Annotated in this window: 20 protein-coding genes; 5 read left to right on the top strand and 15 right to left on the bottom strand. The window is 72.0% G+C overall.

Annotation, left to right across the window (positions count from 1 at the left end):
• Window positions 1–14 precede the first annotated feature (14 nt).
• The gene (locus tag KIK09_RS41620; protein ID WP_308164642.1) at window positions 15–803 is read left to right on the top strand and encodes an ABC transporter permease; all 789 of its coding nucleotides are present in this window, start codon (window positions 15–17) and stop codon (window positions 801–803) included.
• Here the strand turns inward: KIK09_RS41620 and KIK09_RS41615 are convergent.
• From KIK09_RS41615 to KIK09_RS41600, 4 genes are read right to left on the bottom strand one after another with little or no spacing between them, the layout of a single operon-like run.
• Entirely contained in the window at window positions 782–1,087 is a 306-nt protein-coding gene (locus KIK09_RS41615) for a DUF952 domain-containing protein (protein ID WP_308164641.1), read from the bottom strand. The genes KIK09_RS41620 and KIK09_RS41615 overlap by 22 nt on opposite strands.
• On the bottom strand, window positions 1,084–1,644 hold the full coding sequence (locus KIK09_RS41610) for a GNAT family N-acetyltransferase (RefSeq protein ID WP_214325005.1): 561 nt from the start codon (window positions 1,642–1,644) through the stop codon (window positions 1,084–1,086). Before KIK09_RS41610 ends, KIK09_RS41615 begins: the two co-directional genes overlap by 4 nt.
• Before the next feature lie 20 nt (window positions 1,645–1,664).
• The gene (locus tag KIK09_RS41605; protein ID WP_214325004.1) at window positions 1,665–2,228 is read right to left on the bottom strand and encodes a TetR/AcrR family transcriptional regulator; all 564 of its coding nucleotides are present in this window, start codon (window positions 2,226–2,228) and stop codon (window positions 1,665–1,667) included.
• Complete coding sequence (locus KIK09_RS41600) at window positions 2,225–2,548, bottom strand: DMT family transporter (protein ID WP_214325003.1); 324 nt, start codon at window positions 2,546–2,548, stop codon at window positions 2,225–2,227. Before KIK09_RS41600 ends, KIK09_RS41605 begins: the two co-directional genes overlap by 4 nt.
• A gap of 88 nt (window positions 2,549–2,636) precedes the next feature.
• Here KIK09_RS41600 and KIK09_RS41595 point away from each other — a divergent pair, with 88 nt between their 5' ends.
• A complete protein-coding gene (locus KIK09_RS41595) occupies window positions 2,637–3,590 on the top strand; it encodes a radical SAM protein (RefSeq protein ID WP_308164640.1) in 954 nt (317 codons plus the stop codon).
• Window positions 3,591–3,596: 6 nt separating this feature from the next.
• Here KIK09_RS41595 and KIK09_RS41590 read toward each other — a convergent pair whose 3' ends face one another.
• From KIK09_RS41590 to KIK09_RS41580, 3 genes are read right to left on the bottom strand one after another with little or no spacing between them, the layout of a single operon-like run.
• A complete protein-coding gene (locus KIK09_RS41590; protein ID WP_214325002.1) occupies window positions 3,597–4,058 on the bottom strand; it encodes an MSMEG_0567/Sll0786 family nitrogen starvation N-acetyltransferase in 462 nt (153 codons plus the stop codon).
• A 7-nt stretch (window positions 4,059–4,065) separates the two neighbouring features.
• Window positions 4,066–5,184 carry an MSMEG_0568 family radical SAM protein gene (locus KIK09_RS41585; protein ID WP_214325001.1) on the bottom strand — a complete coding sequence of 373 codons (1,119 nt, stop codon included), beginning with the start codon at window positions 5,182–5,184 and terminating at the stop codon, window positions 4,066–4,068.
• A gap of 44 nt (window positions 5,185–5,228) precedes the next feature.
• On the bottom strand, window positions 5,229–5,807 hold the full coding sequence (locus tag KIK09_RS41580) for a hypothetical protein (protein ID WP_214325000.1): 579 nt from the start codon (window positions 5,805–5,807) through the stop codon (window positions 5,229–5,231).
• A gap of 101 nt (window positions 5,808–5,908) precedes the next feature.
• Between KIK09_RS41580 and KIK09_RS41575 the strand changes: the two genes are divergently transcribed.
• Together KIK09_RS41575 and KIK09_RS41570 are read left to right on the top strand one after the other, a co-directional pair.
• Window positions 5,909–7,360, top strand: coding sequence for an AllF/FdrA family protein (locus KIK09_RS41575; RefSeq protein WP_308164638.1), 1,452 nt, complete (start codon window positions 5,909–5,911; stop codon window positions 7,358–7,360).
• Window positions 7,357–8,457, top strand: coding sequence for an MSMEG_0565 family glycosyltransferase (locus KIK09_RS41570; RefSeq protein WP_214324999.1), 1,101 nt, complete (start codon window positions 7,357–7,359; stop codon window positions 8,455–8,457). The genes KIK09_RS41575 and KIK09_RS41570 overlap by 4 nt, the downstream gene beginning before the upstream one ends.
• Here KIK09_RS41570 and KIK09_RS41565 read toward each other — a convergent pair.
• From KIK09_RS41565 to KIK09_RS41540, 6 genes are read right to left on the bottom strand one after another with little or no spacing between them, the layout of a single operon-like run.
• Complete coding sequence (locus KIK09_RS41565) at window positions 8,439–8,753, bottom strand: nitrile hydratase accessory protein (protein WP_214324998.1); 315 nt, start codon at window positions 8,751–8,753, stop codon at window positions 8,439–8,441. The two genes, KIK09_RS41570 and KIK09_RS41565, sit on opposite strands and share 19 nt — an antisense overlap.
• Window positions 8,750–9,331, bottom strand: coding sequence for a nitrile hydratase subunit alpha (nthA, locus tag KIK09_RS41560; protein WP_214324997.1), 582 nt, complete (start codon window positions 9,329–9,331; stop codon window positions 8,750–8,752). The genes KIK09_RS41565 and nthA overlap by 4 nt, the downstream gene beginning before the upstream one ends.
• Window positions 9,328–10,002: a nitrile hydratase subunit beta gene (gene nthB / locus KIK09_RS41555; RefSeq protein ID WP_214324996.1), complete on the bottom strand. Its 675-nt coding sequence runs from the start codon at window positions 10,000–10,002 to the stop codon at window positions 9,328–9,330. The genes nthA and nthB overlap by 4 nt, the downstream gene beginning before the upstream one ends.
• A gap of 23 nt (window positions 10,003–10,025) precedes the next feature.
• Complete coding sequence (locus KIK09_RS41550) at window positions 10,026–10,514, bottom strand: MSMEG_0572/Sll0783 family nitrogen starvation response protein (protein WP_214324995.1); 489 nt, start codon at window positions 10,512–10,514, stop codon at window positions 10,026–10,028.
• Window positions 10,515–10,528: 14 nt separating this feature from the next.
• Window positions 10,529–10,777, bottom strand: coding sequence for a hypothetical protein (locus KIK09_RS41545; protein WP_214324994.1), 249 nt, complete (start codon window positions 10,775–10,777; stop codon window positions 10,529–10,531).
• A complete protein-coding gene (locus KIK09_RS41540) occupies window positions 10,774–12,105 on the bottom strand; it encodes an FAD-dependent oxidoreductase (RefSeq protein ID WP_214324993.1) in 1,332 nt (443 codons plus the stop codon). Before KIK09_RS41540 ends, KIK09_RS41545 begins: the two co-directional genes overlap by 4 nt.
• Window positions 12,106–12,183: 78 nt before the next feature.
• Here KIK09_RS41540 and KIK09_RS41535 point away from each other — a divergent pair, with 78 nt between their 5' ends.
• Window positions 12,184–12,804 (top strand): helix-turn-helix domain-containing protein, encoded by a 621-nt coding sequence (locus KIK09_RS41535; RefSeq protein WP_214324992.1) that lies wholly within the window; start codon window positions 12,184–12,186, stop codon window positions 12,802–12,804.
• On the opposite strand, the gene KIK09_RS41530 is transcribed toward KIK09_RS41535, so the two are convergent.
• Both KIK09_RS41530 and KIK09_RS41525 read right to left on the bottom strand, forming a co-directional pair.
• The gene (locus KIK09_RS41530; RefSeq protein ID WP_214324991.1) at window positions 12,801–13,199 is read right to left on the bottom strand and encodes an OsmC family protein; all 399 of its coding nucleotides are present in this window, start codon (window positions 13,197–13,199) and stop codon (window positions 12,801–12,803) included. The genes KIK09_RS41535 and KIK09_RS41530 overlap by 4 nt on opposite strands.
• A 16-nt stretch (window positions 13,200–13,215) precedes the next feature.
• A complete protein-coding gene (locus tag KIK09_RS41525; protein ID WP_214324990.1) occupies window positions 13,216–14,589 on the bottom strand; it encodes a YlbE family protein in 1,374 nt (457 codons plus the stop codon).
• Window positions 14,590–14,595 lie beyond the last annotated feature (6 nt).

The following is a 14,595-nucleotide window of genomic DNA, read 5'->3' as shown; positions in this document are numbered from 1 at the left end:
TGGTGACTGTTGCGGTGGTCCGGCACGTGTCGGCGGGCCGGGTGGGTGCGGTGGTCGGCCGCAATGTGGGGGCGTTGCGTTCGGGGGCGTCCTACTGGCTGGTTCTGGTGTCGGGGTTCTTCGAGCCGCTGCTGTACCTGCTGTCGATCGGGGTGGGGGTGGGCGCTCTGGTGGGGCGCATCCCGCTGGGCGATGGGCAGGTGGTGTCGTATGCGGTGTTCGTGGCGCCGGCGATGCTGGCGGCCTCGGCGATGAACGGGGCGCTGGCCGAAACGACGTTCAACTTCTTCTTCAAGATGAAGTACGCCAAGACCTTCGAGGCGATCCTGGCCACGCCGGTGCGGCCGGTGGAGGTGGCGGTGGGCGAGCTGAGCTGGGCGATGATCCGCAGCTCGTTCTACACCGCGGCGTTCTTGGCGGTGATGGTGGCGCTGGGGCTGGCCGAGCCGGTGTGGGCGCTGGCGGCCTTTCCCGCGACGATGCTGGTGGGGTTGGCCTTCGGCGCGGCGGGGATGGCGATGTCGACGCTGCTGCGCGGCTGGCAGGATTTCGACCTGCTGAACGCGGCGCAGTTCTCGCTGTTCCTGTTCTCCGGCACTTTTGCCCCGGTGGGTGACTATCCGCCGGTGCTGGAGGCGGTGGTGGTGGCCACGCCGCTGTATCACGCGGTGGAGCTGGTGCGGGGGCTGGCGTTGGGGCAGCCGTCATGGGCGCTGGCCGGCCATGCCGTTTATCTGGGGGTGATGACGGTGGCCGGGTTGTGGTTCGCGGCGGGCCGGATTCAGCGGGTGCTGTGCGCGTAGGGGTGCACGGCGGTGACCGCGCCGACCGGTAGCGGCCCGTACAGGTGGGGGAAGCCGCCTTCGAGGCGGACGTCCAGCCCGGCGGGGTCGATCTCCAGGATCAGCAGCGGGTCGCTCACGTGGCTGTAGAAGGTGGTGGCGACCTGGTCGAGCTGGGCGCGGTCGCGGCTGCAGTGGATGAAGCCCACCTGCTGCAGGGTGCGGCCGAGGGTGGAGATCGTGTAGTGGCCCGTGGGCCGGGCCGCCTGCCAGTCGGCGGCCAGGGCCAGGTGCAGGATGCTCACGTGGTGGCGTCCCATTCGCTGCGCAGGATGGCGTAGTCGAGTTCGGAGGCCCACTCCCCCTTGACGAACTCGTTGTCCACGAAGAGGGCTTCGCGGCGCATGCCGAGTTTTTCCAGGACGCGGGCCGAGGCGGCGTTGCGGGCGTCCAGGCGGCCGACGATGCGGTGCAGGTCCAGGCCGTCGAAGCCGAGGCGGAGCATCTCGCGGGAGGCTTCGGCGGCGTAGCCGTGGCCGTGGTGGTCGGGGTGCAGGATGTAGCCGACCTCGCCCTGGCGGTTGTGCTTGCTGGTCCAGACGAGCATGGTGTTGCCGATGAGGGCGCCGCTGTCGCGCAGGGTGATGGCCAGGTCGATGGCGTCGCCTTCGTCGTGCAGCGCGACGCGGGTGATCTTCTTGTCCAGGTCGGTGCGGGCGGCGTCGAGGTCGCGGGGGTCCCAGTACAGGTAGCGGGTGACGTCGGGGCGGGATACGTAGGCGTGCAGGGAGTGCAGATCGTCGGGGGTGAAGGGGCGCAGGACGAGCCGCTGGGTGATGATCGGGTAGGTGGGTTTGAGCACGTCCGCAGTGTAGTGATCGGTTATTGGGGGTGTGAACACATTTTCAGGGCGGCTTCGAGGAGTGCCTGGGATTGCTGCAGGGGGCGTTGCTCGACGACGTGTTCCAGCCACAGGGCGCTGATGGTGGTGTAGAGCAGGCGGGCGCGGGGGTCGTCGGGGGGCAGGCCGAGGGCGTCGGCGACGGTGGCCACGCAGCCGTCGGTCCAGCGGCGGGCGATCTGCTGCAGGGCGGGGTCGCGGCCGGCGTGCACGTACAGCTCCCACAGGCCGAGCTGGCGGTTGCGGTCGGGGGCCATGTAGGCGGCCAGGTGGGTCAGGCCGTGGCGGGTGATGAGGGTGCGGGTGGCGGCCAGTTCGTCGTCGACGAGCTGGGCGAAGGCCTCTGACAGCAGCTGGTCGCGGGAGGCGAAGTAGTAGGTGGTGGCCGCCAGTGGCAGGCCGGCGCGCTGGGCGACGGCGCGGTGGCTGACGGCGGCGAACCCGCCCTCGGTCAGCAGGTCGACGGCCGCTTCCAGCAGCGCGGCGCGGCGTCGCCGGCCGCGTTCCTGTGGCGGGCGTGTCTCGTGCGGGGTGGTGTCGGTCAATGGGCACCTGCCAGGTTCAGGACGATGACGCCGCCGATGATGAGCAGGATGCCGCCGATCTTGAGGGGGGTCAGGCTCTCCCCCATGAACAGGAAGCCGATCAGGGCGATGGCGGCGGTGCCGACGCCCGACCATACGGCGTAGGCGGTGCCCATGTCGAGCTGGAGTTTCAGGGCGCGGGCCAGCAGCACGAACGAGGCGATGTAGCCGGTGGTGGTCACGATGGACCAGGGCAGGCTGGTCAGGCCGTCGCTGAGTTTGAGTGCGGAGGTCGCCAGGATCTCCGTGGCGATGGCGAAGGCGAGCAGGATCCAGGCCATGGGTGGTGCACTCCAAAAGTGGTACGGGCGTACCAGTCTACCGGGAGTAGCTTGAAAAGGGAGTCGAATGCGTGTTCCATTTGGTGGTGTGGGTTGGGATGCGCTTCCACTTGTCGAGGCCGCCGACGAACGTCCGCTGATCGAGCGGCGGGCGCTGATGCGCGACGGCTTCTACGAGATGCAGGCCAAGACGGTGATCGAGCGGGTGCCGCAGACCGCGGGCATCGCGCAGCGGTGGGCGATCTCCCCCTACCGCGGCTGCGCCCATGCCTGCCGCGGTTGCGGTGCCCGCGCCGGCCATCTGCGGCTCGGGCTGGACGCCGGGCGCGACTTCGACACGCGCATCGTGGTCAGGCCCAACACCGTGGCCAGGCTGCGGGCCGAGCTGGCCCGTTTCTGCGGCGAGCCGGTCGCTGTCGGGGTCGGTGGCGACTGCTACCAGCCCGCGGAGGAGACCTACCGGCTGATGCCGGGCGTGATCGACGCGCTGGCCGAGGCGGCCGTGCCGGTCACCGTCTACACCAAGGGCCCGCTGATCCTGCGCGACGCCCCGCTGCTGGCCGCGGCCGGCGCGCAGGTGGCGATCTCGATCGCGTTCGTCGACGAGCGCATCCGCCGCGGCGTCGAGCCCGGCGCGCTCAACGGCCGGGCCCGGCTGGAGCTGGTCTCGGCGCTGGCCGAGGCAGGGGTGGACTGCCGGGTGCTGATGGCGCCGGTGCTGCCGCTGCTCAGCGACGCGGCCGACCAGCTGGACGCCACTGTGCGCCGCATCGCCGCCGCCGGCGCCTCCGGGGTGGAGGCGATCGTGCTGCGCCTGCCGCCCGGCACCCGCCAGTGGTACCTGGCCTGGCTGGCCGAGGCGCACCCGCACCTGCTGGAGCGCTACGAGGAGCTCTACGACGACGCCGGGCTGCCCTCCCCCACCTACGAGGGCCGCATCACCGGGCAGATCGCCCAGCTGAGCCGGATGTACGGCCTGCGCTACGGCCCTGCCGCGCCTTCCCGCCACGAGCCGCGCTACCCGCAGCTGGCCCTGGTCTGAGCCCGTTCAGGTGCGCAGGTCGATCGCCATGGGCTGGTGCGGCAGGCCGGCGTAGATCTCCACCTCGCCGTCGCGGTGCCAGCCCAGATGCTGGAAGTAGCCGACGTTGCGCAGCTGGATGTGGGCGACCATCACCAGGCCGCCGTGCTCGGCCGCGGTCTTGACCGCGTACCTGACCAGCGGGGCGCCCAGGCCGCGCGCGCGGTGCTGCGGCAGGACGGCCAGCCGGTCGCCCTGCCACCGACGGCCGGCCCCGTCCAGGGGGTAGAGGCGCACGGCGCCGCCGACCGCGTGACCGGCGTAGGCGACGACGTGGATGGTGCGCGGGTCGTCGTCGCGGGCGTCGCGGTCGGAGCCGGGGAAGATGCGCTGCTCGTCGACGAAGACGCGGCGCCGTACCGCGTAGTGGGCGGCCAGCTCGTCCGCGGTGGCGGCCGGGTGGCAGTCTGTGCCGAGCGTCTGAGGCATGGGCGGCTCAGGCTTCCGGGCGTGCTTGCGGGCGCGGGCCGATCTGGAGCAGCACCGGCTCCATCGAGCTCAGGCCGGAGCAGGCCTGGCAGCGGGCGCAGCCCGCCGTGGTGGTGGCCGAGGTCATGCCGCGCCGGATCATGTAGGCCAGGACCTCGGCGTAGATGGGCCGGGTGTAGGAGCTCGGCGGCGGCTTCCAGCCGGCCATGGGGGTGCCGATGACCGGCCGCAGCGGCACCAGGAACGGGTAGACGCCGGCGTCGACGGCCCGTTTGCAGCCCTCGATCGTCACCTGGGGGTCCTCCCCCATGCCGAGGATCACGTAGGTGGAGACCTGGCCGGCGCCGAAGACCGCGACCGCCCGCTCCCACGCGGTGAAGTAGCCTTCGATGCCGGTGCGGGCCTTGGCGGGCGCGACGCGCGCCAGGACGGCGGGGTCGAAGGTCTCGATGTGGATGCCGACCGAGTCGACGCCCATGGCGCCCACCTCGTCGATCACGTCCAGATCCACGGGCGGCTCGAACTGCGCCTCGACGGGCAGCCCGCTGGCCCGCTTGACGGCCTGGCCGCAGCGCGCCACGTACAGGGCGCCGCGGTCGATGCCCCGGGTGCTGCCGGTCGTCAGGGTGGCATCGACGGCGCCGTCGAGATCGCGGGCCGCCACCGCGACCTCGGCCAGCTGCTCGGGCGTCTTGCGCGCGATGGTACGGCCGGCGGCAAGCGACAGGCCGATCCCGCAGAAACGGCACTGGTCGTCGTTGCCCCAGTAGGCGCAGTGCTGCACGACGGTGCTGGCCACCGAGTCCAGGTGCAGCAGCGCGATCTGCCAGTACGGCACGCCGTCGGCGGTGCTCAGGTCGTAGAAGCGCGGGCGGCGCTGGGCGGAGGCGTCGGCCAGCCGTACCCCGTCGCGGTAGATGCCGTACCCGTCGTCCTCGGCGCGCAGCGTGTACGGCGAGTCCTTGGCGATCCCCTCGGTGGGCGCCGTGACGGGATGGCCCGCCACCCAGAGCATTCCGCAGTCGGTGGGCCCGGCGCCGCCCGTGCGCCGCTCCATCGGCGCCTCCAGCCGCAGGCCGCGGGCCTGCAGGTCGAGGATGAGGTCGCTGATCTGGGTAGCCGTCACGACAGACACCTCCCGTGACCAGCAATTCTACCAAGATGGGATGATTATTCACTTTCCGATGTGAGGGCCTGCCGTACCTGCTCGATGGCGGCGAGCCACTCCTCGCGGGAGGTGAACTCCTCCACGCGGACCGCGTCGCCGGTGACCTCAAGCCGGTAGGTGATGACCGGCTGGGCGACGACCGAGCGGACCATGACGGTGCCGGTCGGCAGGTGCGTCTCCACCCATTGCGCCGCTCCCCCGCGCCAGGACGCGTCGTCGGGTTCCTCCAGGATCGCCCACTCCTGCCCGGCGGCGCGGGCCTGTTCGATGGTGTGCTCGCGGGCCGTGGTGAGCAGTTCGCGGAAGCGCTGGGACATGGCGGCCTCGATCACCAGGCGGGGGTCGAGGCCTTCGAGTGGGATGTCCAGGTCGTCGAGCCAGCCCTCCATCCGCGCTTCGACGGCGGCCAGGGCGGCGAAGTCGCCGATGCCGGACAGGCGGCGGGCCAGGGCGCCCACCAGTTGCAGTGCCCGCTGGTAGCGCTCGGTGTCGATCATGGCGAGCGGGAAGAGCCTGTCTTCGGCGGCTCGCAGCCGCCGAGCCAGCTCGGCGTACTCCGGAGGGATGCGAGCGCTTGGCAAGGCTTCTCTCGTTCACTATCGTCAGTGTGACAAGTCGGATCCTAGACGGCATTCGGGTTATCCGCCACAACGGCGGACCGCCGGACGGGTCGGGGGGCGGCGTGAAAACGGCCGTGCGCGTGCTGCGCGACACATACCTGGACTCGGTACGCCAGCTCCTCGGCGCCCGGGCGATGGGCAGGGCCGCGGGCGTGGAATGGGCCACGGCGGTGATGGCGACCCCGGCCAACCTCGACTCCCTGCGGCAGGAAGGCTTCGAGATCCCGCAGGCCTCGCCGTACGATCTGGTCCTTGCCGTGCGGGCCGACGACCCGCAGGCGGCCTTCGCGCAGGGTGAGCAGGCGATGTTCGGCGCCCCGGAGGGGGGCGGGCCGGTCGAGGAGGATCCGCGCTGCCTGGACGAGGCGTTGCGGCGCCGGCCCGGCACCAGCATCGCCGTCATCTCCGTCCCGGGCGACTACGCCGCGCTGGAGGCGCACAAGGCGCTCAGCCGCGACCTGGACGTGCTGCTGTTCAGCGACAACGTCGGCCTCGCCGACGAGATCGCGCTCAAGGAGCACGCGATACGGCGGGGCCGCCTGCTCATGGGGCCGGGCGCGGGCACGGCGATGCTGGCGGGGGTCGGGCTGGGATTCGCCAACGTGGTGCGTCCCGGCCCGGTCGGGGTCGTCGCGGCGGCCGGCACCGGGGCGCAGGAGGTCATGTGCCTGCTCGACCGCGCCGGCGTCGGCCTGTCGCAGGTCATCGGCGTGGGCGGCCGTGACCTGACCCGCGCGGTCGGCGGGCGGATGGCCGCGCACGCCGTGCGGATGCTCGACGACGACCCGGCGACCGAGCTGATCCTGCTGGTGTCCAAGCCGCCCGATGAGCAGGTGGCGCGGCGGGTGGTGGCAGCGGCCCGCCGTACCCCGGTCGTGGCGGTTCTGGTCGGGGTGGCGGGCAGCACGCTCGAAGGCGGCGTGGTCGAGGCGCTGGAGCTGCTGGGCAGGCCGGTGCCGTCCTTCGACCGCTGCCACGGCCCGAGCGTGGGCGAGGCCGTGGCGCGGCTGGCGCCGGCGCGGACCACGGTGCGCGGGCTGTTCTCCGGCGGCACGCTCTGCTACGAGGCGCTGGTGCTGCTGAGCGGCGCCCTCGGCCCGGTGTGGTCGAACACGCCGATCGACGCGCGCTACCGCCTGCCGGCGCCGCCGCGCTCCCACGTGTGCCTGGATCTGGGCGAGGAGGACTACACCCGGGGCAGGCCGCATCCGATGATCGACCCGGAGGCGCGGGCCGAACTGCTGCGCCAGAGCGGGCCGGAGGTCGCCGTGGTGCTCCTGGACGTCGTGCTCGGGCTGGGCGCCCACCCCGATCCGGCCGGGATCCTGGCGCCGGAGCTGGCCGGCCTGGACGGTCCGCAGCCGGTGGCGTACGTGCTGGGCACCGAGCAGGATCCGCAGGGATACCAGGACCAGGTACGCAAGCTGGCCGAGGCGGGATGCGTCGTCACCGCGACGGCCGCGCGCGCGGCGCTCACCGCGGCGGCGATCGCCACCAGGAAGGCCGCCTCATGAAACGCGTCGCGCTGCTGACCTACTCCACCAAACCGCGCGGCGGAGTCGTCCACACCCTCGCCCTGGCCGAAGCGCTCGCCGACCTGGGTGTCGACGTGCACGTCTTCGCCCTGGGCGAGGAGGGGTTCTTCCGCCCGGTGAAGGTGCCGTACACGCTGTTCGGCTTCACCGTCGAGGGCGACACGCTGGAGGAGAAGGTCTTCGCCTGCATCGGCGCCATGACCGCCGGGCTGGCCGGGGTCGCCGGCGAGTATGACATCCTGCACGCGCAGGACTGCATCTCCGCGCGCGCCGCCACGCAGGTGCACCCGCGGGTGGTGCGCACCGTGCACCACGTCGACGACTTCACCACGCCGGTCCTCATCGACTGCCAGCGCAGGTCGATCGTGGAGCCGGGCCACGTCCTGGTCGTCAGCGAGCACTGGCGCCACGTGCTGCTCCAGGAGTACGGCGTGGCCGCCCAGGTCGTCCGCAACGGCGTCGACCCGGCCAGGATCGCGCCGATCACCGAGGGGCGCCGAGCCGCGCTGCGCGCGTCGGTGGGCGCGCAGGACCGGTTCCTGCTGCTTTCCGTCGGCGGTATCGAGCCGCGCAAGGGCAGCAAGACGCTGTTCCGGGCGCTGGGGCTGCTGCGGGGTGACAAGCCGGTGCTGGCCGTCGTCGGCGGCCACTCCTTCCGCGACCACGAGCCCTACCGCCGCCAGGCGCTGGCGTTGCTGCCCGGGCTCGGCCTGGAGGTGCTGCAGCTGGGGACGGTGGGCGAGGAGGAGCTGGCGGCCTGGTACCGCAGCGCCGACGCGCTGGCCTACCCGTCGATCGAGGAGGGCTTCGGCCTGGCCGTGCTGGAGGCGCAGGTCGCCGACCTGCCGGTGGTGGCCAGCGATCTGCCGGTGTTCCGGGAGTTCCTCACCCATGGCCGTGACGCGCTGCTGCCCGCGGTGGGCGACCCGGTGGCGCTGGCCGCGGCGCTGGAGCAGGTCATGACCGACCGGGAGCTGCGCGCCACCCTCATCGAGGGCGGCCGCCTGGTCGTGCCTCGCTTCACCTGGGCCGCCTCGGCGGCCCGGCACGCCGAGATCTACGACTCGATCCGGTGATCGTGCCCGGCGGGCCGTGCCGCCAGCCGGGCCGCGCGCTCACGCACCTCGCCTTCGACCGCGAGCACCTGCTGGAGCGCGTCGAACCAGCAGGCGTAGTAACGGGCCTCCGGCTCGGCCGCGATGCGCGCGATCAGCGCCTGGCGGAAGTCCTCCCAGTCGAAGGCGCCCGCCTGGCTGGCCGCCAGCGCCAGGCCGAAGGCCCGGCCCTCCCACGGCTCGGCGAACACCAGCTCGCCGTTGGAACGGGGCGGCGCGGCGGGGCTGTCGACGTCCAGCCGGATCGGGAGCCTCATGTCCGCACCCGGGCGACGCCCACCATCGCATCCCGCGTCACCAGCGGCACGAGCTCCTCCTCCGGCAGCCCGCCGGTGCCGGCGGGTCTTTCCGGCAGGACGAAGTAGCGCACTTCGGAGCTGCTGTCCCACACCCGGACCTCGACGTCGTCGGGCAGGCTCAGCCCCATCTCCGCCAGCACGGTGCGCGGCTCGCGGACCATCCTGGAGCGGTAGGCCGGATCCTTGTACCAGGAGGGCGGCAGGCCGAGCAGCGGCCAGGGATAGCAGGAGCACAGCGTGCAGACGACCACATTGTGGACCTCAGGCGTGTTCTCCAGGACCACGATGTGCTCGCCTTGCGGCCCCTTGTAGCCGAGTTCGGCGACGGCGGCGGTGCCGTCGGCCAGCAGCCGCCGCCGGTAGTCGGCGTCCGTCCACGCCTTGGCCACGACGTGCGCGCCGTTGAGCGGCCCGACGTCGTTCTCGTACATGGCGATGTACTTGTCCATGACCGCGGTGTCGACCAGGCCGCGCTCCACCAGCAACTGCTCCAGCGCCTCGACGCGCAGCTCGATCGGCACCCGCTCCTGCGTCATGGCGCCTCCTCCAGGTAGTCCTCGTACAGGTCGATGGTGAGCGTGAACGGCTCGGCGTCCGGGCCGAACAGCTCGGCGGACTCGAACCGCACCGCGTACACCCACTGGGCGTTCTCGCCCTGGAAGTGGGCGTTCGTGTCGGGCAGGACCTGCGCGGGCTGGATGATGGTGACGGTGCCCGCGTGCCCCATCACGTACCGCGGCAGGCGCGTGTGCCCTGGCGGATCGAAGGTTTTCGCGCGTACGGCGGCGCCCACGGCGAACCGGGGTGGCGACGGCACGGCCCGCAGCGAGCCCGCGGCGGTCGGCGCGTAGTCCGGCTTGTCGGGCACCGGCGGCTCCGGCTCGGCCACCGAGCCGCCCGACAGGTTGGCGGCGCGCGCCTCCGCCGTCCCCGGCGCGATGATCGAGCTGTCGTGGAGCAGGTTCTCCGCGCCGTGCAGCCACCGGCCGTAGTAGCCGTCGTCGAGGTAGTCCTGCCGGTCGAGCCGGTTCATCGCGTGCCGGAAGGCGTCCAGGTTGGTGCCGGACAGCCGTATCGACAGCAGGGCCAGCGCGAAGGCGCGGGCCTGCCAGCGTTGCGCGAAGACCGGTTCGCCGGCTTCGGGGACCGGCGCGGGACCCCAGCCCCGCGTGCCCCCCATGTCGTGGATCCCGCTGGCCTTGGTCATCGTCGCCTCCCGGGTGCGGCCGTTCACACCGTCCAGGTGTTGAGCTGGAAGGCGCCTTCCTTCCACGCCGTGAGCGCCGAGTCGAGCACGTCCAGCGGGTTGAACGGGGTCACGCCGGGGATCAGGTCGTCCTCGCGGAAGCCGTACAGCGCGCCCATCGCGAACCGGCAGGCGTAGATGGTGGCGCCCTCCTTCAGCAGGGTCTTGATCTGGTTGTTGATCGCCAGGTGCCCGGGGAACGCCTCCTGGCCGACGCCCGGGTAGCCGCGTGTGCCCGAGGCGAGCAGGACGCCGGGGCCGTACAGGATGATGTTCACGTCGAAGCCCTTGCGTACCAGCCGGGTCGAGGTGAGCAGGTTGACCAGGGCTACCGAACCCTCGTACGGGACGGTGTGGATGAAGACGAAGGCCTTCTGCCCGGGCTCGGCCTGGATGTCCGGGAACACCTTCTCTTCGGTGTTGTACAGCGTCTCACCCTCGGTCGGCAGGGTGGTGGAGACTGTCTTCGGCATGTGAGCTCCTCGGTCTAGACAGCCGGGCCGGCCGGCGTGGTCGGCTTGGGCCAGTGCTTGCGGTGGCTACCGGGCATCGCGGCCATCAACCGCCGTCGCAGCGGCCACGGCGTGAGCCGGTAGATCGGGACGAAGATCCGGCGCCAGAAGAAGGAGGAGCCGCCGGTGGGCGGCGGGGGTCTGCCCTGGGCGCGCGCCACCCGCGCCTGCGCGTCCCTGAGCAGGTAGTGCTGGGCGTTGTCGCGCACCCACCGGGTGATCATGTCGCTACTCCGGCCTGCGCGGCGGTGACGATGGGTTCGTTGAGCGCGCCGATGGGCGGTGAGTAGACGTTCTCCATCGCGGCCAGGTCATACAGCGTGATGCCCTTCTTGACCGCCAGCGCCAGGAAGTCGGCCCGTTCCTTGATCCCTTCCCCTCCGACCAGTTGCGCCCCGATCAGGCGCAGCGTGCCGGGTTCGGCCAGGAGCTTGACCGTGACCGGGCGGACGCCCGGGTAGTAGCGGGCCCGGGAGATGCCGGTCGCCTTGCCGACCACGTGCGGGATGCCGAGCGCGGTGGCCGCGACCTCGCCCAGCGCGGCCCCGCCGATCATCCACGTGCCCGCGACCATCCCCCACGGGACGTAGACCGGCTGGTAGGCGCGATCTCCGCCGGCGGCGTTGGTGCCGGCCACCTTGCCCTGGGCGTAGGCGTGGCTGCCGGTGAGCCCCTGCAGCGGCAGCCCGCCGAGGCCGTGCGGGATCTCGCAGACGTCGCCCGCCGCCCAGACGTGCGGCGCCGAGGTGCTCATGTGGTCGTCGACGACCAGCCCTCCGGTCGATCCCGTGGTGAGGCCGGCGGCGACGGCCAGCGCGGTGTTGGCGATCTTGTGGGTGGCCACCACGACGAGTTCCGCGGGCAGTTCGCCGTCGGAGGTCGCCACGGCGGCGACGTGGCCCTCGCTGTCGCCGATCAAGCCCTGGAGCTCGGTGTCCCAGTGCATGGTGACGCCCAGTTCGGCCCACGACTGCTGGACCGGCTCGACGGTGTCGGGGTCGCACAGCTCGCCCAGCGCCCACGGATGCGGATCGACGACGTGGGTGTCGATGCCGCGGTGGGCCAGGGCGGTCACCATCTCCAGGCCGAGGGGCGAGGCTTCGATGACGACCGCGTGCCGCACACTGTCGAGGGTTTTGTCCCACTCCATGGCTTGGCGGATGTTCTTGACGTAGTAGAGGCCGGCCAGGTCCTGCCCGGGCACGCCGGGAGGCTTGTAGTCGAAGCCGGTGGCCACGATCAGCGCGTCGTAGCCGACCTCGCCCTCGCCCCGCACCCGGACGGTGCGTGCGGCCGGGTCGAAGGCCAGGACGGTCGTCTCGTATCGGATGTCGATCCGCGCGTCGACGTAGGCCTGCTTGTCGGCCAGGAACAGCGACCGGAAGTCCGGAATCTCCTTGCCGTGCACGTAGGGGATGCCGCACGGGCTGTATCCGACGTCCTCGAACTGGGTGTAGACGATCACGTCCGCGGAAGGGTCGGCGGCCCTGGCCGCCCCCGCGGCGCCGATGCCGGCGGCGCCGCCGCCGATGATGACCACCCTGCGTGCCATGGACTCAGCTCCCGCCCGTACGGCACAATATCCATACATTATAGAGGACTTCACGTTGACTATCCTGCGTGACGTTTCGTGACGTCGAACGACGAGAGGGAACGCATGGCCGAGGCGGACGTACAGGGTCAGCAGGTCGACGAGATCGTCAGCCAGATCGGCCCGAAGCTGCGCGGTCTACGCAGAGCACAGCGGCACTCGCTGCAACAGCTGGCTGCCATCAGCGACGTGTCCGCTGCCGCCATCCACAAGATCGAACGCAACGGGATGGTGCCGACGATCACCACCCTGCTCAAGCTCGGGGCGGCGCTCGGCGTCCCGGTGAGGTACTTCGTCGAAGAGGACGAGCAGCCGCCCGAACCGGTGCACCACACCCCGCGTGAACGGCGCCCGACCGTCTACACCCCGCACGAGGGCCTGGCGCTGGCCGGGATCTCCGGCTCCTACCGGCAGTTCCAGACGGCCGCGGCCGTGGCGACGGTCATGCCGGGCGCCTCCAGCGGCGACAAGCTGATGCAGCACCCGGGCGAGGAACTGGTCCACGTCACCGACGGCGTGCTGACCTTCCGGGTCGGTGACCAGACCTTCCCGCTGGCCGAGGGCGACTCGCTGCACTTCGCCGGGGACGTGCCGCACCGCTGGGCCAACGAGACCGACCGGCCGGCCAGGGCAATCTGGATCGCGCTGCGCAACGGCTAGCCCCGGGTGTGGCCGATCGTGATCCGCGGCGGCTCGCGCAGCGTGTTGGTGACGTAGCAGACCCGCTGCGCGGCCTCGATGAGCAGGTGCGCCTGCTCATCGGACAGCGAGGAGACGATGTCGATCGCGATGTCGCGATAGCGCGGCCCTTCGTAGGTGCCGGTGACGCTCACCCGCACCGAGCCCGGCTCCTGGCCGCGCTTGCGCGCGCTGTGCACCAGCGCGAGCGCGAAGCACGAGGCGATGGCGGCCAGCAGGTAGTCCGTGGGCTGGGCCCCGGTGTCGGTGCCGCCCGCGCTCTCCGGCTCGTCCACGAGCAGCCGGAAGCGACCCTCGGTCACCACCTCGACCTGGTAGCCGCCCCGCCATTCCGCCTCGACCGTGCGCGTCGTCATCGCTGCTCCGCCGTCGTCATCGCTGCTCCGCCAAGGCCAGCAGCGCCGCCTGGAACGCCCGCAGGGGCGCGGTGGCCACGCCCGCGCCGATCTGGCCGGACCCGTCGCGGGCGTGCAGGATGCCGGTGTTGACCCGCGGCGTGAGCTCGGTCTCGACGACCTTGCGCACGTCCACGCCGAGAGGGGTGCCGCGGAAGTCCATCGTGGGCAGCTTGAACCTGGTGCTCTCGCTCGCGCAGATCCGGCGCATCTCGCCGGTGACACGGGCCGCCTCGGCCATGGACCCGCCCAGGAACGCCGCCACTGCGGGCGAGCCCGCAGTGGCCGCGCCGCCGAGCCCGACCAGCTCCAGCACGGCGCTGTCGCCGATGTCGGGAGCGCCGTCGCTCGGGCCGTACCCGGCGTGGAACAGCGCCGCCTCCACCGGTGGGCTGCCGGCGACGAACCACCGCCGGTCGCCCGCCAGCTTCACACCGTAGGTGGTGCCGTTGCGCGCCATGGTGGTGACGATGCCGGCGCCCGGCACCCGCTCGGCCGACAGCGTCAGCGCCTTCGCGCAGGCCATCGCCACGGTGAGGAAGAACAGGTGGTTGGCCGACAGGTAGGCGGCCAGCGGCACCGCGTCGTCCACCTCCGCGATCGCGGGCAGCATGGAGCGCAGCAGCAGGTTGGTCGAGGCCTGCACGCGCATGTGAACGTCGTCGCCCATCTGCACGCCCTGGGCGGCGATCGCGAACGCGTCGATCGGCCCCATCCGTTCCACGATCATCTTGAGCTTCGGACCGGCCACCTCGCGCAGGAACACCAGCCGCTCGACGGCCGCGGCCGACTCCCGGCCCAGCCAGGCCACGTCACCGGGCCCCTGACCCAGCGGCGCGAAGGCGCGCGTCCCGCCGGCGGGATTGTCCACCACCCAGACCGGCATGCCGGGCCCGAGCGCCGTCGCCAGCGGCACCACCGTGTCATGCTCGTTGGCCGCTGCCAGACCGACCTTCCCACCGGCCAGCAGCCTGTCGGCCCCCGCCAGGTCGCCGGCCCAGCCCTCGGCCACGACCGCGGCCCGCATCGACCGCCGCAGCGGATCACACACCTCGGCCCAGGCGATCGGCGGCCCGGCATGCAGGATCATCCGATCGCCGAACCCGGGGACCACCTCCTGGGCCGGGCGGACGTCGACCACGTAGGGGACCTCCCGGTCGAGCCTGCGCAGCACCTCGGCGTCGGCGGCCTCCCCGTCGGCCGCGTACACGTCGGTCAGCGCCCGCACCAGCAGCGGATCGCCGCGCGCCGGCGGTCTGGCGTCCACGTGCACCACTGCCGCGCCCTGCCAGGCGACCGCGTCGGCGAACACCCGCAGGCCCACGTTGACCACGCTCGGCTGCTCGGTCATGGCCCC

The sequence above is a fragment of the Nonomuraea sediminis genome (assembly GCF_018531495.1).
Classification (GTDB): Bacteria; Actinomycetota; Actinomycetes; order Streptosporangiales; family Streptosporangiaceae; genus Nonomuraea; species Nonomuraea sediminis.
This window is presented reverse-complemented; position numbering and strand designations above follow the sequence as displayed.

Excerpts from the sequence above, each read along its gene's own strand:
- KIK09_RS41590 (WP_214325002.1), bottom strand. The coding sequence starts at position 4,058 with ATGCCTCAGACGCTCGGCACAGACTGCCACCCGGCCGCCACCGCGGAC.
- KIK09_RS41550 (WP_214324995.1), bottom strand. The coding sequence starts at position 10,514 with ATGCCGAAGACAGTCTCCACCACCCTGCCGACCGAGGGTGAGACGCTG.
- KIK09_RS41545 (WP_214324994.1), bottom strand. The coding sequence starts at position 10,777 with ATGATCACCCGGTGGGTGCGCGACAACGCCCAGCACTACCTGCTCAGG.
- KIK09_RS41600 (WP_214325003.1), bottom strand. The coding sequence starts at position 2,548 with ATGGCCTGGATCCTGCTCGCCTTCGCCATCGCCACGGAGATCCTGGCG.
- KIK09_RS41570 (WP_214324999.1), top strand. The coding sequence starts at position 7,357 with ATGAAACGCGTCGCGCTGCTGACCTACTCCACCAAACCGCGCGGCGGA.
- KIK09_RS41540 (WP_214324993.1), bottom strand. The coding sequence starts at position 12,105 with ATGGCACGCAGGGTGGTCATCATCGGCGGCGGCGCCGCCGGCATCGGC.
- nthA (WP_214324997.1), bottom strand. The coding sequence starts at position 9,331 with ATGACGCAGGAGCGGGTGCCGATCGAGCTGCGCGTCGAGGCGCTGGAG.
- KIK09_RS41565 (WP_214324998.1), bottom strand. The coding sequence starts at position 8,753 with ATGAGGCTCCCGATCCGGCTGGACGTCGACAGCCCCGCCGCGCCGCCC.
- nthB (WP_214324996.1), bottom strand. The coding sequence starts at position 10,002 with ATGACCAAGGCCAGCGGGATCCACGACATGGGGGGCACGCGGGGCTGG.
- KIK09_RS41525 (WP_214324990.1), bottom strand. The coding sequence starts at position 14,589 with ATGACCGAGCAGCCGAGCGTGGTCAACGTGGGCCTGCGGGTGTTCGCC.
- KIK09_RS41530 (WP_214324991.1), bottom strand. The coding sequence starts at position 13,199 with ATGACGACGCGCACGGTCGAGGCGGAATGGCGGGGCGGCTACCAGGTC.